The 20,438-nt window shown below is 40.7% G+C and carries 17 protein-coding genes, 19 tRNA genes, 1 rRNA gene and 4 riboswitches; of the genes, 6 read left to right on the forward strand and 31 right to left on the reverse strand.

The window, feature by feature from the left end:
• Positions 1-5 precede the first annotated feature (5 nt).
• From M3210_RS14585 to M3210_RS14605, 5 genes are all read right to left on the reverse strand, one after another.
• The gene (locus M3210_RS14585) at positions 6-866 is read right to left on the reverse strand and encodes an AraC family transcriptional regulator (protein WP_251515833.1); all 861 of its coding nucleotides are present in this window, start codon (positions 864-866) and stop codon (positions 6-8) included.
• Between the two features lie 56 nt (positions 867-922).
• Positions 923-3,283 carry an RNA polymerase recycling motor HelD gene (helD, locus tag M3210_RS14590; protein WP_251515835.1) on the reverse strand — a complete coding sequence of 787 codons (2,361 nt, stop codon included), beginning with the start codon at positions 3,281-3,283 and terminating at the stop codon, positions 923-925.
• A gap of 517 nt (positions 3,284-3,800) precedes the next feature.
• Positions 3,801-4,001, reverse strand: a complete 201-nt coding sequence (locus M3210_RS14595) for a hypothetical protein (RefSeq protein ID WP_251515837.1) — start codon at positions 3,999-4,001, stop codon at positions 3,801-3,803.
• A 283-nt stretch (positions 4,002-4,284) separates the two neighbouring features.
• Positions 4,285-5,778, reverse strand: a complete 1,494-nt coding sequence (locus M3210_RS14600; protein WP_251515839.1) for a sodium:solute symporter family protein — start codon at positions 5,776-5,778, stop codon at positions 4,285-4,287.
• Between the two features lie 29 nt (positions 5,779-5,807).
• On the reverse strand, positions 5,808-7,187 hold the full coding sequence (locus M3210_RS14605) for an LLM class flavin-dependent oxidoreductase (RefSeq protein ID WP_251515841.1): 1,380 nt from the start codon (positions 7,185-7,187) through the stop codon (positions 5,808-5,810).
• 143 nt (positions 7,188-7,330) lie between these two features.
• Positions 7,331-7,436, reverse strand: a riboswitch (SAM riboswitch).
• A 177-nt stretch (positions 7,437-7,613) separates the two neighbouring features.
• Here M3210_RS14605 and M3210_RS14610 point away from each other — a divergent pair.
• Together M3210_RS14610 and M3210_RS14615 are read left to right on the forward strand one after the other, a co-directional pair.
• Positions 7,614-7,967, forward strand: coding sequence for a magnetosome magnetite crystal formation protein family (locus M3210_RS14610; RefSeq protein ID WP_251515843.1), 354 nt, complete (start codon positions 7,614-7,616; stop codon positions 7,965-7,967).
• Positions 7,957-8,688 carry a MerR family transcriptional regulator gene (locus tag M3210_RS14615; protein WP_251515845.1) on the forward strand — a complete coding sequence of 244 codons (732 nt, stop codon included), beginning with the start codon at positions 7,957-7,959 and terminating at the stop codon, positions 8,686-8,688. Before M3210_RS14610 ends, M3210_RS14615 begins: the two co-directional genes overlap by 11 nt.
• Positions 8,689-8,772: 84 nt before the next feature.
• Here M3210_RS14615 and M3210_RS14620 read toward each other — a convergent pair whose 3' ends face one another.
• Complete coding sequence (locus tag M3210_RS14620; RefSeq protein WP_251515847.1) at positions 8,773-8,973, reverse strand: hypothetical protein; 201 nt, start codon at positions 8,971-8,973, stop codon at positions 8,773-8,775.
• Between the two features lie 310 nt (positions 8,974-9,283).
• Between M3210_RS14620 and M3210_RS14625 the strand changes: the two genes are divergently transcribed.
• Positions 9,284-9,616 (forward strand): DinB family protein, encoded by a 333-nt coding sequence (locus M3210_RS14625; RefSeq protein WP_432806994.1) that lies wholly within the window; start codon positions 9,284-9,286, stop codon positions 9,614-9,616.
• A 242-nt stretch (positions 9,617-9,858) separates the two neighbouring features.
• Here the strand turns inward: M3210_RS14625 and M3210_RS14630 are convergent, their stop codons facing one another.
• The 4 genes from M3210_RS14630 to M3210_RS14645 all read right to left on the reverse strand — a co-directional run bounded on the left by M3210_RS14630 (position 9,859) and on the right by M3210_RS14645 (position 13,399).
• Positions 9,859-10,659, reverse strand: coding sequence for a MetQ/NlpA family ABC transporter substrate-binding protein (locus M3210_RS14630; protein ID WP_251515849.1), 801 nt, complete (start codon positions 10,657-10,659; stop codon positions 9,859-9,861).
• 14 nt (positions 10,660-10,673) lie between these two features.
• Positions 10,674-11,339 carry a methionine ABC transporter permease gene (locus M3210_RS14635; protein WP_251515851.1) on the reverse strand — a complete coding sequence of 222 codons (666 nt, stop codon included), beginning with the start codon at positions 11,337-11,339 and terminating at the stop codon, positions 10,674-10,676.
• A complete protein-coding gene (locus tag M3210_RS14640) occupies positions 11,329-12,102 on the reverse strand; it encodes a methionine ABC transporter ATP-binding protein (RefSeq protein WP_251515853.1) in 774 nt (257 codons plus the stop codon). The genes M3210_RS14635 and M3210_RS14640 overlap by 11 nt, the downstream gene beginning before the upstream one ends.
• A 535-nt stretch (positions 12,103-12,637) precedes the next feature.
• A riboswitch (SAM riboswitch) is annotated at positions 12,638-12,743 on the reverse strand.
• A 380-nt stretch (positions 12,744-13,123) separates the two neighbouring features.
• Positions 13,124-13,399: an alpha/beta fold hydrolase gene (locus M3210_RS14645; RefSeq protein WP_432806993.1), complete on the reverse strand. Its 276-nt coding sequence runs from the start codon at positions 13,397-13,399 to the stop codon at positions 13,124-13,126.
• 93 nt (positions 13,400-13,492) lie between these two features.
• Positions 13,493-13,594, forward strand: a riboswitch (SAM riboswitch).
• A 133-nt stretch (positions 13,595-13,727) separates the two neighbouring features.
• Here M3210_RS14645 and M3210_RS14650 point away from each other — a divergent pair.
• From M3210_RS14650 to metC, 3 genes are all read left to right on the forward strand, one after another.
• Positions 13,728-14,834: a 5-methyltetrahydropteroyltriglutamate--homocysteine S-methyltransferase gene (locus tag M3210_RS14650; protein ID WP_251515855.1), complete on the forward strand. Its 1,107-nt coding sequence runs from the start codon at positions 13,728-13,730 to the stop codon at positions 14,832-14,834.
• A 31-nt stretch (positions 14,835-14,865) separates the two neighbouring features.
• Positions 14,866-14,974: riboswitch (SAM riboswitch) on the forward strand.
• Between the two features lie 78 nt (positions 14,975-15,052).
• Positions 15,053-16,174, forward strand: coding sequence for a methionine biosynthesis PLP-dependent protein (locus M3210_RS14655; protein ID WP_251515857.1), 1,122 nt, complete (start codon positions 15,053-15,055; stop codon positions 16,172-16,174).
• Complete coding sequence (gene metC / locus M3210_RS14660) at positions 16,171-17,346, forward strand: cystathionine beta-lyase (protein ID WP_251515859.1); 1,176 nt, start codon at positions 16,171-16,173, stop codon at positions 17,344-17,346. The genes M3210_RS14655 and metC overlap by 4 nt, the downstream gene beginning before the upstream one ends.
• A gap of 164 nt (positions 17,347-17,510) precedes the next feature.
• Here the strand turns inward: metC and M3210_RS14665 are convergent, their stop codons facing one another.
• The 21 genes from M3210_RS14665 to rrf form a co-directional block, all read right to left on the reverse strand.
• A complete protein-coding gene (locus M3210_RS14665; RefSeq protein ID WP_251515861.1) occupies positions 17,511-18,059 on the reverse strand; it encodes a hypothetical protein in 549 nt (182 codons plus the stop codon).
• Positions 18,060-18,270: 211 nt separating this feature from the next.
• Positions 18,271-18,343 (reverse strand) — tRNA-Ala (locus tag M3210_RS14670).
• A gap of 19 nt (positions 18,344-18,362) precedes the next feature.
• Positions 18,363-18,437 (reverse strand) — tRNA-Asn (locus tag M3210_RS14675).
• Positions 18,438-18,449: 12 nt separating this feature from the next.
• A tRNA-Arg gene (locus M3210_RS14680) sits at positions 18,450-18,523 on the reverse strand.
• Positions 18,524-18,578: 55 nt separating this feature from the next.
• A tRNA-Ile gene (locus tag M3210_RS14685) sits at positions 18,579-18,652 on the reverse strand.
• Between the two features lie 10 nt (positions 18,653-18,662).
• Positions 18,663-18,736: transfer RNA gene (locus M3210_RS14690), tRNA-Gly, on the reverse strand.
• A 7-nt stretch (positions 18,737-18,743) separates the two neighbouring features.
• Positions 18,744-18,836 (reverse strand) — tRNA-Ser (locus tag M3210_RS14695).
• 17 nt (positions 18,837-18,853) lie between these two features.
• A tRNA-Ile gene (locus tag M3210_RS14700) sits at positions 18,854-18,927 on the reverse strand.
• Between the two features lie 8 nt (positions 18,928-18,935).
• Positions 18,936-19,011: transfer RNA gene (locus M3210_RS14705), tRNA-His, on the reverse strand.
• 32 nt (positions 19,012-19,043) lie between these two features.
• Positions 19,044-19,120, reverse strand: a tRNA-Arg gene (locus M3210_RS14710).
• 5 nt (positions 19,121-19,125) lie between these two features.
• Positions 19,126-19,214 (reverse strand) — tRNA-Leu (locus tag M3210_RS14715).
• 27 nt (positions 19,215-19,241) lie between these two features.
• Positions 19,242-19,323, reverse strand: a tRNA-Leu gene (locus tag M3210_RS14720).
• 12 nt (positions 19,324-19,335) lie between these two features.
• Positions 19,336-19,411, reverse strand: a tRNA-Lys gene (locus M3210_RS14725).
• 176 nt (positions 19,412-19,587) lie between these two features.
• Positions 19,588-19,663: transfer RNA gene (locus M3210_RS14730), tRNA-Thr, on the reverse strand.
• A 15-nt stretch (positions 19,664-19,678) separates the two neighbouring features.
• A tRNA-Tyr gene (locus tag M3210_RS14735) sits at positions 19,679-19,763 on the reverse strand.
• Between the two features lie 18 nt (positions 19,764-19,781).
• Positions 19,782-19,854, reverse strand: a tRNA-Phe gene (locus tag M3210_RS14740).
• Between the two features lie 32 nt (positions 19,855-19,886).
• Positions 19,887-19,963: transfer RNA gene (locus tag M3210_RS14745), tRNA-Asp, on the reverse strand.
• A 54-nt stretch (positions 19,964-20,017) separates the two neighbouring features.
• Positions 20,018-20,094: transfer RNA gene (locus M3210_RS14750), tRNA-Met, on the reverse strand.
• Positions 20,095-20,145: 51 nt separating this feature from the next.
• Positions 20,146-20,221, reverse strand: a tRNA-Val gene (locus tag M3210_RS14755).
• Between the two features lie 4 nt (positions 20,222-20,225).
• A tRNA-Glu gene (locus tag M3210_RS14760) sits at positions 20,226-20,300 on the reverse strand.
• A 12-nt stretch (positions 20,301-20,312) separates the two neighbouring features.
• Positions 20,313-20,428, reverse strand: a 5S ribosomal RNA gene (rrf, locus tag M3210_RS14765).
• Between the last annotated feature and the right edge of the window lie 10 nt (positions 20,429-20,438).

Consider the following 20,438-nt stretch of genomic DNA (forward strand, 5'->3'; position numbering starts at 1 on the left):
CTTTATTAATTTTTTATCGGTATCCATACCTCGCTATAATAATCGTCTGCATACGGATCAGCATCACTGAGGTATACTTCCATTTCCGGACCGCCGGAATGTTCATAGCCAGTCGCTGGGAACCATTCAGAAAATACCCGCTCCCATACTTTTGGCATCGCATCAGGCATAGCACCTCTTACCGGAAATACAGCCCACGTTTCAGCAGGTATCTGTCTTTCCTCCCAATCTTGAGGAATTTCTTCGATGTTTTTTTCTGCCCCGATTAAATACGTGAGATGCTCCTGTTCCTTATCAAACTCCATACATACTCCAAGTATCCCTAGAGAGCCACAATTTTTAGCAAGCTCATCTGTGAATCCGTTCTGATTGGATTCATCCCAGAAAGCCGCGATATTCCGGTGGTTCTCTCCGTCAACGACACCTGTACGAATACTCTTTCCTACCACCGTAAAGCTGCCTTTTTCCACGATTTTGTAATCCATTTCTACATCACCCTTTAACTGAATTTGAAAAGAGAGTTTTGGATAAGCCTTCAACGATTGACGATGTTTTCTCGCATTGGATGGACTGATGCCATGAATCCTCCGAAATGCTTTGGAAAAAGCTTCCGGGGTTTCATAGCCATATTTCATGGCGACATCGATCACCTTCGCATCAGAAAACACAAGCTCCTGTGCAGCGATAGTAATCCGGCGATTCCGGATATATTCCGTCACTGTATATCCCGTCAGCATATGGAACATCCGTTGAAAGTGGAATTTAGACATGCAGGCGACTGCCGCAATCTCCTCCATCACCAGTTCATCGTCTAAATTTTTCTCTATATATTCGATGCTATCGAGCATTTTTTGAAGGCCCTCCAACTACAACCTCTCCTTTCTATCTCTCAGTTTAGCAACATCTTTTTCATTCCTCCGGTTTATCCGTGCTTTCTTATGACAGGTTTATTTTTCAAAAATCCTTCTTCCATTGCCTGATCAATAAAATTAGTCGGATCGCCCACACTGTATAACTGTAAACCATGCATGGCCCGTGTGCAGGCGGTATAAAATACCCGACGCAGACTCTCATCTCCGTACACTTTCTGTGATGCGTCATAAATGATTACCGCGTCGAATTCGATACCTTTGGATAAATACGAAGGCAGAACAACGACGCCCTGTTCATATTCAATCGAGCTGCTTTTTAACATTTTCAATTCCTCTATATCAGATAGAGCTTCATATGCCTTTTCAGTTTCTGCAGCGGACTTACAGATGATGGCGATACTTTCATTTCCTAGATTTTTTAATTCAGATACTTTTGATGTAATCTCGGCATGCAGTTCATCATGATTTTCGAAAGTAGTGAGTGCAGGGCGCTCGCCATCCCGGTTAAACGGAATAATCTGATCTCCTTCTGGAATGAGTCTCCGGGTGAATTCAATGATTGGTTTCGTTGATCGGTAACTTCGGGTTAAGTTAATGACTTCAGTCTTATCAGGACCATAAAGCTGGGTCAGCTCTTGAAAATCATCCTTTTCATTGGCATGGGCAAAAATCGCTTGATTAAAATCGCCAAGCACTGTCATCCTCGCTGCTGGAAATAACCGCTTCAAAAACTCGAATTGAAAAGCTGAGTAATCCTGTGCTTCATCGACTACAACATGGCGGATGGAACGGTTCGCCTGAAAGCCGAATATGGAATCTTGCAGCTGTAAAAATGGCGTGGCATCTTCATATAGTATCCTGTCTTGCTCCAGCTCTTGGAGTGTAACCTCACAAATAGCTGGCCAATCTTTAGGTGACTCTCCATCGACCAACTCTTGAATTTTACCGCGATTTTCAAAAAGTTGTTTATAGATCCTACTAATATCTACAAAACGTAAAGAACGGATTCTTTTACGAACGGATCTCAATCTTTGACGGACGATGAGCCGCGCCAATGCTTTCGTATCCATATCATAATCGTCACTATTTTCCCGGGTGTAGCCCGCTTTTTTCGCCAAATACTTCTGCGCTTTATAATATTCCTCATTACTGAGAAGCTCGATCGTCTCCTCTACCCATTCCTTTTTCCATTCCAGTTTTTCCAGTGCACGAACTTTATCAAGCAGCCTATCCTTCAACTTTTCCAGTCTGTATTGTAAGCCTAGTGAATGGTCTTCATGATAGAAAAACTCTTCCATTTCTTGGGCTGTTACGATCGTCTCGCCTCTGAACTTGATATCTTTAAATACCATGCCGGACTTTTCCAGTGATTTCACATAAGCTTGGATGACATCCAAAAATTGAGCCGACGCTTTAAAACGGATGCTGGAAACCCGCGCATCATACTCTGGACGACCTGTTTCAGTTAAAACATACTCCAGCTGTTCGTACGGATCCTCAACTGCAAAGTCATTGCTCAAGCGGTGATACAAATATTCCTGGAACGTGACTTGCTGCATATTCTCCTCTCCAAGTTCAGGAAGGACGTTGGATACATAGTTGCTGAATAATGTATTCGGGGAAAACAGGATAATTTGATCCGCATTCAAGTTTTCACGATATTTATATAGTAGGTAAGCGATCCGTTGCAGAGCTGCTGAAGTCTTCCCGCTCCCCGCAGCACCATGAACAATCAACATTCTTCCGCGGTCATGACGGATGATGCGGTTTTGTTCCTTCTGGATGGTCGCCACGATACTGTTCATATATTTATCTGTCCCTTGTCCGAGGACTTCTTGTAAAATTTCATCTCCAATGGTCAGGCTCGTATCAAACATCGATTGGAGCTCACCATCCCTGATGAGGTATTGCCACTTCTTCTCCAAATCACCTTTAATGACACCACCCGGAGTTTTATACTGGGCAGGTCCTGGCTGATAATCGTAATAAACACTCGATATCGGTGCGCGCCAATCATAGATCAGGATGTTTTCACCAGTTTCATCTCGAAGTGTAGAGATACCAATATAGATTTCTTCCGATTGTGAATCACCCTCCTCGAGAAAATCAATCCGTCCAAAATACGGGACATCCAACATTTGTTGAAGTGTCGACAAACGCTGGAAGGAATGTCTATGTGTCGTTTCGCTCACAGCAAGGGCTTGTGCTTCCTGCCTGATAGCGAGGACGGTTTCGAGATAATCGTCAAAAGAATCTACGTTGATTTTAATCTCATCCCAGAAATGTTTCCGGGAATGGATGACCTCTTCCTTACGCTGTCTCGTTTTACTATCCAACTTATCTACTTCATGTTGTATTACTTTCTTTACATTATTCAGTTGCTCTTGTTCCTGCTGAAACTGTGAATCCATCCAAGACACCCCTTTTTAAAAATAAATGCAAAGATAATGTTGACTTCCAAACGGAAATGGTGTATAGTTAGAATAAAGATAACTATGTCCGTTTATGAAATTAAAGTCAACTGTTTAATATTATACTATAAGTATGCGCTCTTTTCAATGTGTATACTTTTTTTATGTCCAAATAAAAGGTCTCTCATCCATTACGGGTGAGAGACCTTTTTGATTGGTGCTAGATATCGTACATTATGTAAAATGAATGAAGCTATTCTGCATTAAAACGGTACCGAGTTAGCGACGAGTTGAAAACTCAACCAGACGATAAGAGCACCAAGAATCATGGCTCCGATCATTAAAAATACAACTTTTCTTCCCTTCAATTTCGTCCACCTTTCTATGACCCTGCCTCTTTTTCTATTACCTTAAGAATATCATAAATACGACACTTATCAATATGCCTTGTGGAGGATGTTTGTAGGGTTACTTCAAAAGATAAACGGTATGTACATAAAGCATTATCCAAATCGAATCAATCGCCACCGCCTCCGCCACCATCTGATCCACCAAAGTCAAAACCGGAGCTATAGTCATCATAAGAATGTTTTTTGTCCTTATCATTCGACTCCGTAGCAACGCCTCCAGGAATGAATACCCCGCCATCTCCGCCGCTCTTTTTCATTTTCGGTTGCTTCGGATTTTCTTCTTTCTTTTTGCGGAACCAATTAAACATTTGCCTCTCTCCCTTCTTTACTTGAATGCGAATATTCCTTTTACTCTTGCATTATATCATTTAATAAAACAACCACCATTAACTGAGCTAATGGTGGTTATTACATGACTTTGAATAGTGAGTGGCCCTTGAAGAGTGTTTACAACATCTATAGTCAGCCTATTTTTTCCCGAAATACCATCTCCAAAGCGAGTATCCGACAATGGTATAAATGATGATCATTCCATAAAACCAGACTGAAAGCATTTCATTCACAAACATCATGCATTCTCCCTTCCAATTTTTATTCTGCCTTTGCCACAATCTCCAGTTCACTTTCCTCCACTTTCATCACATTTGCGAGAATGATCATGGCCAGAATACCAATGACGGTCGCTACCGCTCCAGCGATCATCGTACTTTGCATGATTCCTCCGAAGTATAAAATCAAATATGCCAATAAACCAATCACCATCGAACCATCCGCTGCTCTTGGAGAAGGCTTGCGTCTACCGTAAACGGCATACAGAATCGGTCCTAACGTTCCAGCAGCAATACCAGAAATGCCAATCCACATTACGTCACCCATGTACACGGGTGGTTTGAGGACGATAAGAAACGCTATTAAACCTACGAATGGAACAGCAAGTCTACTAATCTTTAATGCAACTTTCTCCGCTTCCTCTTCTCCCATTTTCACGTAGCCGCGTTTCACCAGGAATTTCAGAAAAATATCATTGGCAAATACAGTAGAGATGGAAACAAACAATCCATCTGTAGTCGACATCGCTGCAGCGAGAATAACTACCCCGAAAAACGCCACAATGATTGCCGGAAACGCCCATTCGATATATCCCATTAGAGCTAGATCTGCAACCACGGTACCTGATCCGAGTGCTACCCTGCTGTATAGCCCACCGAACATGACGAGCACACAGAGGGTGGTCGTAATCACATAGGTGACGATCATTTTGCCTAAATCCTTGTCATGCTTTAAACCTAACACTTTATTAAATAAATGTGGCGCCGATGCGAATGCCCATTGAATCGTAATCGCACCAATTACCGCACCGAGCGAATAGAAGTGGGCGGACTCCGGATTGAATACCTTTACCAGGTTGCCATCTTGCGCGGTCAGATTATCCACTATGCCTGAAAATGTTGCTGCAATACCGTTGTTCCAAAAAACAACAAGCCCTGAAACGAACACGATGATACCGGCAATCGCCATTAAAACTGCTTGAACCGCGTCGGTATAAATATCAGCCAAAGCTCCTCCACCAAATACATACAAAACGACAACAGCTGTAATAAGAATCAGCCCAGTCGTGTAATCCATACCGAGTAAATATTCGAAAACTCTTGCTCCCGCTACAAACTGCGCAGCGATATAAAAAATGTTAAATAGTAAAATTATCCCTGTGCCTACTCTTAGGAAGTCACTTTTATAATAGTCGCCTAGCCAATCGGGTAAGGAAAGTGATTTCTGTTCCTTGTTCACCTTCCGAATTCTTTTCGCAACCATGAGTACCCCGATCGCTCCGCCACCGATAATCGCAATGATCAGCCAAAGATTCGTCAACCCCCATTCATAGGACCAACCAGGATATCCAAGAAAAGTAGCTGCACTAATGTAGGTTGCTGTAAACGAAAGCCCCATCACAATCGGGCCAAGTCCTCCACCTAATGCAAAGTGCCGAACACTTTTCGTTTGCCTAGCTCCGATATAACCGAGAGCCAACATGATGACCAAAAACACAAGGAACCCAACCCATGTATATACACCGATATTGTCCATTTCTTTCTCCTTTCATCATGAAGTGTAAGTTACTTTATCACTGGACTGGATAGCCTTTTCGCCGGATGATTGTCAGGCAGATAAGGAGAATCCGTATCAAATAAATTTTCCCGCAATGTTTTCCCTTCATATTCCAACCGATAAATCCCCCGCTTCTGCAGCTCCGGTACAACATGGTCGACAAACTCACGGAAGGTTTCCAATGAATAGCTCTGCGCAATATTAAATCCATCTGCATCGCCTTCCGTCGCCCATTCCTCGATGTGGTCTGCAATTTGCTCCGGTGTGCCGATGAATTTCACTGTGCCATTACCAAGTCCGTGATTGAGAATCGCTTCGCGCAACGTCCACCTTTTATTTGGGTCCTTTGCATACATATCCAGATTTCCTTGAACCGCATCTGTTTCCATGTCTTCGATGTATTGATCTGGATCATATTTGGAGAAATCAATTCCCGTATGACCTGAAAGTAGAGCCGCTGTTCCTTCATAACTGACATGACTTTTTAATTCCTCATATTTCGCATACGCTTCTTCCTCTGTAGAACCGACGATGGGCAGCACCATAGGAAAAATTCGGATGCTATCTGCATTTCTCCCTTGAGCTACGGTTCGTTTACGAAGATCTGCGGAATACCTCTTCAATGCTTCTAAGGAATGTCCTTTCGTGAACACTCCTTCTGCATGTTTCGCGGCGAAATTCCTTCCTCTTGGAGATGCCCCAGCCTGGAATAATACAGGAGTCCGTTGTGGGGATGGTTCTGTCAAATGGATGCCTGGTACATTGAAGAATTCTCCATGATGGTTAATCGCATGAACCTTCTCAGGTAAAGCGAAAATATCCGCTTCTCGATCATGAACTACCGCATCATCCTCCCAGCTATGCTCCCAAAGTTTATAAACCACTTCTAAAAATTCATCTGCACGATCATAACGTTGATTTTTAGGTATGCGTCCAGATAACCCGAGGTTAACCGCTTCACTTTCTAAATAGGAAGTCACGACATTCCATGCCAAACGTCCTTCTGTTAGATGATCTAAAGTAGACAACTGCCGGGCCAACGCATACGGCTGTGCGTATGTGGCCGACACGGTTGGTGCAAAACCAATATGCTCTGTAACTTGTGCCATGGCGGAGATAATTAATAACGGATCATGCGCAGGCAATTGAACCGCATGACGCACCGCGACATCATGGCTATTACCATATACGGAATACGTGCCTAGTACATCCGCAATAAATACAGCATCGAATTTTCCCCGCTCCAATACTTTGGCTGTTTCTGTCCAATACTCCAGCCGATTATGCCTGATCCCTTCATCCTTCTCATGCTTCCATAGCCCAGTTGAATGCGGGGAAGGTGAATTTTGTACAAAACCATTTAAATGAATTTTTTTCTTGATACTCATGAACATACACTCCTTTTGTTTTTAATGTAACTTTTCCCATATGTTTAATTGGTTTTATGGCAGACGGAGTACCTTTATTTCTCTCTGAGAAACAAAAAAACCTCTTCCTAATGAGGAAGAAGTTTTATAACACGTTATCTCCATCCTCATCGTTCAAGCATACGCTTGCTGGCATTAGCACCTTATTACCTTCGTAATGGTTGCTGCGGGATCCTCGGACCAGGTTCCTCCCCCGACTCTTGATAAGAGAAATCATTCTATTCACTTGTTTGGTAAGAATTAACAATATCATACTGAACAAATATAAGTCTGTCAACAGCAAATTTTCAGACAAGATAATGTATGTTAATAAAATTTTCCCCTTGAAGCTCTACCTACGTCACCTTTTATACTTAAATTTAAGAATAGATAAGAAAGGTGATTAAAATGAATAATCCATCAAAAAAGGAAATACTTGCAGTCCAATTCATGCTTGTCGTCTCGCTGATTCTTGGGTTCATCCCCCCTCTCATCATGTTTATAATGACGAGGAAGAAAAATGGTTATCACGCTGAATCAAGTCGGAAAGCACTCAACTTCCATTTGACGATTTTCCCATTATTTATCATGAGCAGTATGCTTCCTTCATGGGTGAAATACGCTATATTAGCTGTAGAGACCATCATCATCCTGTATGCTATTATTCGAATAGCTCTTCATAAGCCTTATCAATATCCAGCTATTCCTTACATTAAAAACAAAGATAGGAATATAGAAACGAGGTATACGCATGTCAGATAATACGTTGACAATCGGACAATTGGCAAGACGAACGGGCGTTACCGTACGGACACTTAGATATTACGATAAAATAGACTTACTGAAACCAACAGACTACAAAGAAGGAGGACATCGATTATACAGCCAAAAGGACCTCTTACGTTTACAGCAAATCCAATCCCTGAAATTCATCGGCTTTTCATTGAAAGAAATAGTCGATGTATTAGATTCACATGATATAGAAGGACAACAGCTAATCGATTCCATTACATTTAAGAAAAGAGAACTTATGGCAGAACTAGAAAAAATCCAACAAACCATCGACCAATTAGACCATATGCAAACCATCATTTCAGGCTATGGAAAAATTGACGTGACATTATTTTGCTTTATGATTCATTCCATTCTTTTTGAAGAGGAAAATCTACATGAACAAAGCAAAGTCAAAGACTCCATCCACTATTTTAGAAGTACAGAACGAGCACAATTAGACAAAGAATACTTCTCATTGTTTATGGACTTGAAAAAACTTGTAGCGAACGGAGTAAATCCTAAGTCGGATGAAGCACTCGCATTCATCAAACAGTTGGCAGCTCTCTCCGATAAAACATTGTCTATGTTAGGGGCGGAACAAATACACTTAGCAAATCAACTTGATGAACCTAATATACTCCATCCATTCACAGAAGAGGAAAGAGCATTCCTTGAAAGGGCTTATGCTGATATGTCAAAGGATGTTTAAAGATAATTTTCTTTTAAAATAAAAACCTGGTAATCCAAATAAGATTCTGGATTACCAGTTTTTTACTGAAGCCCAAGCCGTTGCTTAAAGCTTATAATTCTTTCGTGGTTTGTTGTTGTCCTTCTCCACCTTGTTTCCCATATCTTCACGGGAAACAGTCGCAGCTGCGTTTCCAAATGGGTCCAGAGCTTGAGCTATCGTATCTTCTGGAACAACACCCATTCCTGATCCTACTGTGTTTTCCTTATGTTGATGTTTACGTCTATTTTTATTTGTATCTGCCACATGTATCACTCCCTCCATAGTATTGGGAATTTCCCTTCGTTTATTTTGCCCAATTGGAGAGGTTTTACATGGATAAATTTGATTTCTTTTATTATGCTATATTACTTGTCGCAATCCATTTATAATTGGGATAGTTAGAACAGAAATATCATTTTATTTTTGGAGGGAAATTGAATGTTAGATATGTTCTTATATAATTGGCAGATAAGAGAAGATTGGTTTGATTTTTGCAAGAATATTTCCGAGGAAGATCTAACAAAAAAAACGGGTTGGTGGATTTGGAAGTTTCCTACACAATTTATTTCATGTTATTGATTGTGAACAAATCTGGATCAATCAATTGAAAGGAACGCAAGTATTAGTTAAGGATTTTAATTCCATTTCAAATCTGGAAGAGGTTATCGAGTTTTCTAATACTACCAAATCCCAAACCTTAAACTATCTACAATCTTATAATAGTGATATTGAAAAAAGAGTTCTGGAAGTGAAAAGTAAGAACGGTAAAACATATCATTTTCCTTATGAAAAAGTACTCCAACATATCATTACACATGAGGTTCACCATATTGGACAATTATCAGTATGGGCAAGAGAAATTGGCAAAAAACCCATCTCATCCGATCTTTTATTTAGGCAAATCTAATAGGAGCAAACCTCTTCTTAGATATTTAAGTAGGGGTTTTTATTTATTATACTGACCTGCACGGTTCTCTGTATTATAAAAAAAGGCGATTAATTTAAGTACATTTCTGCACATTCTCGTCTTTTCTTATAACCTTCAATTCTTAGTAGCCCTTTAATCAAATAGGAAAAGCCGCCATAATGGCAGCCTTTTCTCAAAGAAATGCCTCCTTTTAATTTCTCTAGAATCTTCAATCCTCTGCTTCATGGCCAAATGATTTCATTTGGGAATTCTTCCATCAGTAATTTTTGTGTTTCCGTCGACTCAAATTCTTCAGCTATTCTTTTAATAATCTCGTTATCTTTATTATCTTCTCTGGCAGCCAAGACCATGGTAAATTCATCAAGAGGTCCTCCAGTAATGAGAGCATCTTCTTGAGTTACCCCCGCTCGCGGGGCTAAAGTTCCTGCAATATAAGTTAAATCCGAGTCTTCCAACGTTTGTGGTAACATGTTGTAATCTACTTCTACAATCTTAAAATCCTTTTTATTTTCGATAATATCTGCTTGCGAACCATTAAACCCAACTCCTTCTTTCAGTTTAATCAGTCCAGCGTCATGTAAAATTTGTAATGAGCGGCCATTATTTACAGGATCACTTGGAACCGTAATCGTGGCCCCATCAGGAATCTCTTCAAGACTTTTGTGTTTTGTTGAAAAATATCCTAGTGCAAAATTAAATGTCTCAGCTATTGGAACTAGATTCCAACCATTTGTTTCGTTAGCATTTTTTAAAAACTGTTTATGTTGGAAAAAGTTTAGATCGATTTCTTTATTAGCTAATGCTTGATTAAACATATTCCAATCACTCATATATACAAACTCTAAATCAATTCCTTCTTCCTTTAAATTTGCTTGAATGTGTTTTAGCAACGAGCTGTACACATCAGAGTCGAGTATAGCAATTTCCACAGTTCCATCATCACTCGAATCACTCGCTGAACTTCCACATGCAGCTAATACGATACTCAATAAAATGAATACAGGTAATATAATTTTTTTCATCATATCCTCCATATTTATATTCTTTTATCTAATTTTTTCACGACAAGATTTCCTACAGACTGTACAATTTGTACAATGACAATAATAATTAATATGGTAATCATCATGATTTCAGTTTCATACCGGTTATAGCCGTAACGGATGGCAAAATCTCCAATACCTCCGCCTCCAACAATTCCTACAATGGTTGAATAGGAAATGAAGCTGACTGTGACAATCGTAATGTTATTTGCAATCCCTGCCCTTGCCTCCGAATAGAGCACCTTCCATACTAATTGAAATCGATTGGCTCCCATTGACTCAGCCGCTTCAATTACTCCTCGATTCACCTCAAGGAAAGTGGATTCAATTAATCTAGCAAAATACGGAATACAGCTGATTGTCATTGGTACAATAGCAGCCGTCGTACCAATGGCCGTCCCGACAATTAATCGAGTAAAAGGGATAATCGCAATGGTCAAAAGTAAAAATGGCACAGAGCGAAAAATATTAACAAACGCATTTAGAATTAAATTAAATGCTGGCAATTTTAATAATGATCCCTCACGCGTCAAATACAATAATGTACCAACAAGCGTACCAAGTATGACACCTAAAATAACCGAAACGGTCACCATATAAAATGTTTGCCATAATGCTAATTTCATTTCTGGCAAAACGGGTATAATCTTATCCCACATAGACATCACCTTTTTGAATGGATTCCTTGGATTCATTGAAAAGAATTTTAGAAATAACTGATCTTGGTTTAATATCTTTGTTTTCTTCTAAATTGAATGTCTCAACGACTTTTCCCTGCTCCATAACTGCAACTTTGTTACATATTTTATTAACAACATTCATCTCGTGAGTGACAATGACAATCGTAATTCCCAATGCTTCGTTTATTGTTTTTAAATAATCCAATATTGTTTCCTTTGTTTGGGGATCTACTGCTGATGTTGGCTCGTCGCATAATAGAACTTTAGGTTGCGTGGTGATGGCTCTTGCAATGGCAACCCTCTGTTTCTGTCCCCCACTAAGAGTTGCTGGATAAGCATTTACTTTGTCTAGTAAATCCACAGTCTTCAAGCATTCCAAAGCTCTCTCTTTCCTCTCTGTTCTACTTGCACCTGCTAACTCTAAAGGAAAAGAAACGTTATCAAGTACTGTACGATTCGTTAGTAAATTAAAATGTTGAAAAATCATTCCAATCGATTTTCGTTTTTGCAATAGTTGCTTGCGGGACATGGAAAGCATATTTTCACCATCTACACTAATTTCACCTGAATCAGGTTGCTCTAACAAGTTAATCATACGTAGTAAAGTTGATTTTCCCGCACCACTAAAACCAATCACACCATAAATATCCCCTTCATTAATATCTAAACTAACTGACGATACCGCATCGAACTCTCCATCAGGCGTCTGAAACTTCTTATTTACGTTTCTTATGTTGATCATTGATCAGATACCTCCTAAATTTTTAAATTCTTAATAGCCAAAAATAAAACTAGTCTTATAAACAACAAAAGAGACTCTTTTTCCAAGTTTCATTTTGGGATGAGAACTTGAAACAGTGTGTCTCTGGTCGTCCAGTCAACATTAATTCTATCATTCATCAGAACTTCTCTTCGAAAGGGATTTATGGCGTGACTCTTGCTTACTTGCCAATATAATACTCGTCTAAAACTCTCCTATTCCATCCTATCTGTATAGGATCATTTCTTACCGAAAGACAGAAAGCTTTTTTAACTACGAATGACCAAGTTTTGGTGAATTATAAAATCTCCCCCTCTCAAATAGAAAAAAGACAGCTTTCCCCAATAATTTGGTTAAAGGCTGCCTTTAGTTGTCTAATCAGCATGCAATAAATATGAAATTGGTACATAACAAGTAAAGAATTGAAACAGTTCCTATTTATACTCCTAGGTAACACATCAAAAAACCTCTTCTTAAAAATAAGAAGAGGTTTAGAACTGTTTAGCGTCCAATTCTCTTCTTATCTCGCAAGCATCAAATTGCTTGCAGGAATTAGCACAGTACCTAACAGGCCTGTTGCTGAGGCTTCAAAGGGCCGGTTCCTCCACCTCTCTGGATAAGAAAATTATTTATTAATTATTGATTAATAAACACTCTACAAAAGTTTTTATTAAAAGTCAAGTTAATATTCAGGAAATTTATAACATTTAAAGTTAATTTGTAAATATAACCCCAAATACAGTAAATCCAAGACTTCAAGAAGAATTACATTCAATAAGTGACGCTTAACTTATTTGGTACTATAAATAATAATGAGTCCTCATAAGTACCCCCATGGCAAAATATAAATGACACTCATTCATCTTCCTTATCATAAATAAAATACTCCTAATATGGAACCATTTTGAACATAAATTAACCACTTTCTTCAACTATAATCTCACTATAATAACTTTAACTGATTTCTACTAGCTGATTTAGTTAAAGAAGGATTGGTATTCCTCTAAAATAAATTATACTCTTCGGGAAATCTTTCTGCTTCTTCTAAAAAAGGATAATGATTACTTTTCTCAAAGATAACTAATTTTGAATTAGGTATCCCTTTATCCATTTCAACCGAGTACATTACGGGATACTGTACATCATTTTTACCACAAATTATTAAAGTGGGGTTCGAAATCAGACCCAACTTTTTACTTGTACTATCCCAAAGAAAATGTTCCTTATAATTCTTCTCCTTCATACCATACCAGATACAGACAACCAGTTCTTCTAACATCTAAAGTAATGACGAAAAAACTTTTTAAAAACCACTTGACTTTTCATAAGTTCCATTGTAGTGTGTTTATTAACAATTAACTAAATAAACTTTTTCTTATCCAGAGAGGTGGAGGGACTGGCCCTTTGAAGCCTCGGCAACGGACTTTTTTTAGCACCGTGCCAATTCCAGAAGCGTAATGCTTGAAGATAAGAAGAGCAAATGACAGTGGTCTAACCCTCTTCTTATATATAAGAAGGGGGTTTTATTATTGATAAATTAGCAGTCTTCTACCAAGAACCAATATGTCGTGCCAACTAAAAAAATTAAAAAGAAAGCGGGAGATCATATGTCTATTACACTAACAAAAGCACCTTTTCGAGGAGATCAGGTTGGGAGTCTATTACGTCCAGAAAGTTTACATGTCGCGAGAAAGGAATTCCAAGAAGGAAAAATTACTGCAGAGCAATTACGGGAAATCGAGACAACAGAGATTAAGCGCATTGTTGACAAACAAATTGAAGTAGGGTTAGAAGCAGTAACAGACGGTGAGTTTAGACGGAGATTCTGGCATACAGATTTTCTGGAGCATTTGAATGGGATTGAAGGTTATGTACCAGAGATAGGTTACATTTTTCATGGTAATGAAGAAACGGAAAAGTATAACGTCCGCAATACGGGGAAAGTTTCCTTCAGTCCTGACCACCCATTCATCAAAGATTTTATAGAATTCAAGGAAATAGTTGCTGACCGTGCGGTTGCCAAACAAACAATCCCTAGCCCGAATCAACTGTTCAACGAAGGGATCATCAATGAGGAAATCTATCCTGACATTGAAGACTATGCAAAGGATGTCATCCAAGCCTATCGCGATGCATTGAAAGCCTTCTATGATGCTGGGGCTCGCTATATCCAATTTGATGATGTATATTTTGCCGGACTTTCTTCACCGGATATCCCGTTTAATGACGGAAAATATTCTAGAGAATATCTCATTGATCTTGCACTCCGTGTTGTGAATGGTGTGTTGGAAGGAAAACCGGAAGATTTAATCGTAACGACACATTTATGTCGTGGAAACTATCGTTCAAACTGGGCATTTGAAGGGAGCTATGAACTCGTTGCTCCAATCCTGTTCGCCAAGGAGAAAGTCGATGGATTTTTCCTGGAATTTGATGATGAGCGTTCTGGTGGGTTCGAACCTTTAAAGTATATTCCAAAAGGGGGACCTCGGGTGGTGCTTGGTGTCTTTACTTCAAAGCATGGAGAACTTGAAGATAAAGAAACCATCAAAGCACGAATCCAGGAAGCAACAAAATATGTACCGTTGGAACAAATCTGCCTGAGCACCCAATGCGGCTTTGCTTCCACTCATCATGGAAATAAATTGACGGAAGAAGAACAATGGAGAAAGCTGAAGTCCATTGTGAATCTGTCGAAAGAGATTTGGGGATAACGTATTTCCTCTCCTAAAATTAAATATTTAATTCTTATCCAGAGAGACGGAGGGATTGGCCCGGTGAAGTCTCAGCAACCGGTCTGAATTAGGCCAAGGTGCTAATTCCAATAGGTATGTATATACCTAGAAGATAAGAAGAAGCTTCGTTTTATATGGACCTTCTTCTTATAGAAGGTCCTTTTATTTGCTCCATTCACAGAAAGGAGTTTGATAACATGACGGAGAACCGTATCGAGACACTACTGGTGCAGCTAGGGAACCGTTCTGACAAAACGACAGGTACAATCAATCCGCCCATTTATTTATCGACAGCCTATCGCCATGATGGCCTTGGTCAATCTACAGGATATGATTACACTCGGACAAAGAATCCGACACGATCGATTTTAGAAGAAGGCATTGCAAAGTTGGAGGCTGGTGATCAAGGGTTTGCCTGTAGTTCAGGGATGGCTGCCATCCAATTGGTCCTCTCCCTTTTTCGAACAGGCGACGAGATAATTGTTCCAGAAGATATTTACGGTGGGACTTACCGGTTGCTGAAATATTATACAGAAACCTATGATATGAAAACAACCTACTCCACATTCAGCGACGCTGCTGAAACAGAAAAATTAATCACCGACAAAACGAAAGCATTATTCATTGAAACTCCAACGAATCCTTTAATGCAGCAAATTGATATCGGAGCATATGCAACACTAGCTAAAACATATAATCTCTTGCTGATTGTAGACAATACATTTTTAACTCCTTATTTGCAAAAACCGATTGAACAAGGAGCTGATATTGTCATTCATAGTGCAACAAAATATATCGGTGGGCACAATGATGTTCTCGCTGGATTGGTCGTCGCTAAAGGAGAGGAAATTTGTGAACAGCTTGCAACAAACCATAATGCCTCTGGGGCTGTCCTATCCCCTTTCGACTCTTGGCTATTAATTAGAGGATTAAAAACGCTTGCTCTACGAATGGAACGCCATGAGGAAAATGCAAAGAAAATCTTTGAATATTTAAAAACCGAACCCGCTGTAACGGATGTACTATATCCCGGAATTGGCGGTATGCTTTCATTCCGGCTGAAAGAAAGCAAATGGGTTCCCCCGTTCTTAGCAAACTTGCAATTAATCTCGTTTGCTGAAAGTCTTGGAGGAGTCGAAAGTTTTATTACGTATCCAGCTACCCAGACCCACGCGGACATACCGATTGAAGAACGAACACGGCGAGGCATTGACGATCGTCTATTGCGTTTTTCTGTTGGTATTGAAGATGCAGAAGACTTGATTGCAGACTTGAAACAGGTATTTGCATTTGTAAAAAAGGAGGAGGTTGAAGTATGATCCATGATCAACTAGAAACCAAATTCATCCATGCATCAAGAAGTGGCAATGTCGAACAGAAAACTGGTGCTGTGAATGTTCCGATTTATCTTTCCTCCACCTTCCACCAAGAAAGCTTTGATGAGTTTGGTCCGTTTGATTATAGCAGATCAGGCAACCCTACAAGGCAAGTGTTAGAGGAAACGATTGCTGCGCTTGAAGGTGGTACGAGAGGATTCGCGTTTTCCTCTGGCATTGCTGCGATATCTTCTGCATTTATGTTGCTATCGGCTGGTGACCATGTGGTGATTTCCAGGGATGTGTACGGTGGAACCTATCGTTTTGTAACAGAGGTGTTGACCCGTTATAAAATTGAACACACATTTGTCGATATGACGGAACTGGATGAAGTGGCTTGTGCTATCCAGCCCAACACAAAAGTCATCTACATGGAAACACCATCCAATCCCTGTTTAAACATCACTGATATCCGAGGAGTAGTTAAAATTGCCAAGGCCCATCAATGTTTGACGTTTCTAGATAATACATTCATGTCGCCACTCTATCAAAATCCGCTAAACTTGGGAGTGGATATCGTACTTCATAGTGCGACGAAGTTTCTCTCTGGGCATAGTGATATTATTGCCGGTCTAGCCGTGACAAAAGATGAACAACTTGGTGAAAAACTATACTTTATCCAAAATTCCTTTGGCTCCATTTTAGGTGCGCAAGATTCATATCAATTGATCCAAGGAATCAAAACGTTGGGTGCCCGTCTCAACCAATCTAGCCAATCGGCACAAAAACTTGCAGCTTTCTTAAACGCGCAATCATTCATTAAACAAGTGTATTATCCCGGATTATCTTCCCACCCGGGATCCGAGATTCATAAACGCCAAGCAACTGGTGCCGGAGCAGTCCTTTCCTTTGAATTAGCAGAGGACGTAGATCCCAAAACATTTGTAGAGAATATAAGACTGCCTGTCTTTGCTGTCAGTCTTGGTGCAGTCGAGACGATTCTATCGTATCCAGCTACGATGTCACACGCTGCCATGCCAAAGAATGAACGGGAAAGTCGTGGCATTACCGATGGGTTATTCCGACTTTCTGTCGGTCTGGAACATATCGATGATTTGATTGCAGATTTAGATCAAGCATTACAAATTGCTTACCGGGAAAAAATTGCGAATTAAACTAATGGACTATATAGAACGTAAATAAAACCGTCATCTACTTTTACAGTAAATGGCGGTTTCTGCCGATGTGGAGTTTTGTACATGGAAGATGATTTTAATCAACTAAACCAGATTTGATTGCTTATAAAATGATTTTCTCTTTCACCTTGAAGCACATCCTACTATTCAATTAATATTTGAATATCATCTTTGTTCTGTTCAACCAGATTGTCCAATAATTCATTGGCATGGTGAACATATTCTTCTATACCATACTCATCATCTTCTAAATCCCCTAATACTTCTGATGTATAAGCATTGACATAGGCAGCCATTTCAATAGATGTCTCAGTGTACTTCTTATAATATTCCCTCGGGTCCATTCCAAGCTCTTTCGCTTGTGCCTCAGCAAATGTATGAATGGATTGTTCCTCCGCATTATTAATTTCTCCCTCAGGATATTCAGCAAACGATCCCTCAGCCTCTTCTATATACTCTGAAACGTCTATATTCATCTTTTTTACTTCTTGTTCTGCTAGTTTAGCTTTAACTAGTTCATCAACCATCTCTGCTATTACATTATCTGTATATAAAATACGCAAATCACCAACAGCAATTTCTTCTCCTCTAACAATTGCTGCAATATCATCATCCTTATAAGATGCTGAGTCCACACAACCACTAAGGATGGGCAAAATTAGAAGCATCAAGCAACCGATCCATTTATACATTGTACACCTCCACAATTCACGAATTCGAAATTTGATAGTATGTAATTACTTGGATGCTATACAATACCATAGATAACTTGCTTTTAAAAAAATCACAATCTACTACGCTTGTCCTAATACTTCATTATATGAACGATGGATTTGTTCATTCATAGAAACAAAAAAAAGGATTACCATCAGCAATATGCTAATAGTAATCCTTTTATTAAGATGGAGCCTAGCGGGATCGAACCGCTGACCTCCTGCGTGCAAGGCAGGCGCTCTCCCAGCTGAGCTAAGGCCCCGTAATATAATGTTTAAAAGTGGCTCCACAGGTAGGATTCGAACCTACGACCGATCGGTTAACAGCCGATTGCTCTACCACTGAGCTACTGTGGAATAATTTCACTACGCGCCCTAGAGGATTCGAACCTCTGACCCACAGCTTAGAAGGCTGTTGCTCTATCCTGCTGAGCTAAGGGCGCACTATATTCATAAGAATCAAATGTATTCCCAACCTCAGAAATGAGGTTTTTAGAATGGGCCTGAGTGGACTCGAACCACCGACCTCACGCTTATCAGGCGTGCGCTCTAACCAGCTGAGCTACAGGCCCATATTTATAATGGAGCGGGTGAAGGGAATCGAACCCTCATCATCAGCTTGGAAGGCTGAGGTTTTACCACTAAACTACACCCGCATCTATATGGAGGAGGTAGAGGGATTCGAACCCCCGCGCGGTTTGACCCGCCTGTCGGTTTTCAAGACCGATCCCTTCAGCCGGACTTGGGTATACCTCCGTATAAAGATCTTCAGATGGACCCTGCAGGACTCGAACCTGCGACCGATCGGTTATGAGCCGATAGCTCTAACCAACTGAGCTAAGGGTCCGTATTAAATGGGGCGACCGGTGGGAGTTGAACCCACGAATGCCGGAGCCACAATCCGGTGCGTTAACCACTTCGCCACGACCGCCATATGGCTATTACCCATCTACACGTATGTAATGGCGCGCCCGAGAGGAGTCGAACCCCTAACCTTTTGATCCGTAGTCAAACGCTCTATCCAATTGAGCTACGGGCGCAATTTTGGTGCCGAGGACCGGAATCGAACCGGTACGGTAGTCACCTACCGCAGGATTTTAAGTCCTGTGCGTCTGCCAGTTCCGCCACCCCGGCCGAGGAATAGAGCGCTATATATATAAATGCGGGTGAAGGGACTTGAACCCCCACGTCCGAAGACACTAGATCCTAAGTCTAGCGCGTCTGCCAATTCCGCCACACCCGCGAATTGTTAAAATGGTGAGCCATACAGGATTCGAACCTGTGACCCTCTGATTAAAAGTCAGATGCTCTACCAACTGAGCTAATGGCTCGTAAATGAGATTTGATACTGGTTAGTTTTCTTGAGCTAACTGTTTGAAAGCTCGTCGTGTTGCAAGATAATTCGGTGAAGCTTACACTCCTCGCAGGCCGCTGCAGGGAAGCAAATTCAAAGATGCTATTCCGCGGCGTGCTCTACCAACTGAGCTAATGGCTCTCTAAGAGAAAGTGGTGCCGGCCAGAGGACTTGAACCCCCAACCTACTGATTACAAGTCAGTTGCTCTACCAATTGAGCTAGGCCGGCATGATTAAGTTCAAATGGTGGAGGGGGGCAGATTCGAACTGCCGAACCCTGAGGGAGCGGATTTACAGTCCGCCGCGTTTAGCCACTTCGCTACCCCTCCAGCAAACAATCAAAAGAGTGGCTCGGGACGGAATCGAACCGCCGACACACGGATTTTCAGTCCGTTGCTCTACCGACTGAGCTACCGAGCCATTTCGGTTAATTTCTTATATGAAAAAAATAATGGCGGTCCGGACGGGACTCGAACCCGCGACCTCCTGCGTGACAGGCAGGCATTCTAACCAACTGAACTACCGGACCAATTTGGTTGCACTTTCATAGTACTACTGATTATCAACTGTCGTTGATATTATTTGGTTGCGGGGGCAGGATTTGAACCTGCGACCTCTGGGTTATGAGCCCAACGAGCTGCCAGACTGCTCCACCCCGCGATAATTGGGAATATGCACTTTAGATCGTACATAATATAAAAATGAAATAAATGGTGGAGGATGCAGGGCTCGAACCTGCGACCCCCTGCTTGTAAGGCAGGTGCTCTCCCAGCTGAGCTAATCCTCCATGTTGGTGACCCGTACGGGATTCGAACCCGTGTTACCGCCGTGAAAGGGCGGTGTCTTAACCGCTTGACCAACGGGCCAATTTATATAATGCCTGGCAACGTCCTACTCTTGCAGAGACAAAGTCTCAACTACCATCGGCGCTGGAAAGCTTAACTGCTGTGTTCGGTATGGGAACAGGTGTGACCTTTCCGCCATCATTACCAGACATTTTTAAT

It is taken from the genome of Oceanobacillus luteolus, assembly GCF_023715655.1.
Taxonomy (GTDB): Bacteria; Bacillota; Bacilli; order Bacillales; family Amphibacillaceae; genus Oceanobacillus; species Oceanobacillus luteolus.

Coding starts and splice junctions, on each gene's coding strand:
- helD (WP_251515835.1), bottom strand. CDS start 3,283: ATGGATTCACAGTTTCAGCAGGAACAAGAGCAACTGAATAATGTAAAG.
- M3210_RS14595 (WP_251515837.1), bottom strand. CDS start 4,001: ATGTTTAATTGGTTCCGCAAAAAGAAAGAAGAAAATCCGAAGCAACCG.
- M3210_RS14600 (WP_251515839.1), bottom strand. CDS start 5,778: ATGGACAATATCGGTGTATATACATGGGTTGGGTTCCTTGTGTTTTTG.
- M3210_RS14605 (WP_251515841.1), bottom strand. CDS start 7,187: ATGAGTATCAAGAAAAAAATTCATTTAAATGGTTTTGTACAAAATTCA.
- M3210_RS14610 (WP_251515843.1), top strand. CDS start 7,614: ATGAATAATCCATCAAAAAAGGAAATACTTGCAGTCCAATTCATGCTT.
- M3210_RS14615 (WP_251515845.1), top strand. CDS start 7,957: ATGTCAGATAATACGTTGACAATCGGACAATTGGCAAGACGAACGGGC.
- M3210_RS14630 (WP_251515849.1), bottom strand. CDS start 10,659: ATGAAAAAAATTATATTACCTGTATTCATTTTATTGAGTATCGTATTA.
- M3210_RS14635 (WP_251515851.1), bottom strand. CDS start 11,339: ATGTGGGATAAGATTATACCCGTTTTGCCAGAAATGAAATTAGCATTA.
- M3210_RS14640 (WP_251515853.1), bottom strand. CDS start 12,102: ATGATCAACATAAGAAACGTAAATAAGAAGTTTCAGACGCCTGATGGA.
- M3210_RS14645 (WP_432806993.1), bottom strand. CDS start 13,399: ATGTTAGAAGAACTGGTTGTCTGTATCTGGTATGGTATGAAGGAGAAG.
- M3210_RS14650 (WP_251515855.1), top strand. CDS start 13,728: ATGTCTATTACACTAACAAAAGCACCTTTTCGAGGAGATCAGGTTGGG.
- M3210_RS14655 (WP_251515857.1), top strand. CDS start 15,053: ATGACGGAGAACCGTATCGAGACACTACTGGTGCAGCTAGGGAACCGT.
- metC (WP_251515859.1), top strand. CDS start 16,171: ATGATCCATGATCAACTAGAAACCAAATTCATCCATGCATCAAGAAGT.
- M3210_RS14665 (WP_251515861.1), bottom strand. CDS start 18,059: ATGTATAAATGGATCGGTTGCTTGATGCTTCTAATTTTGCCCATCCTT.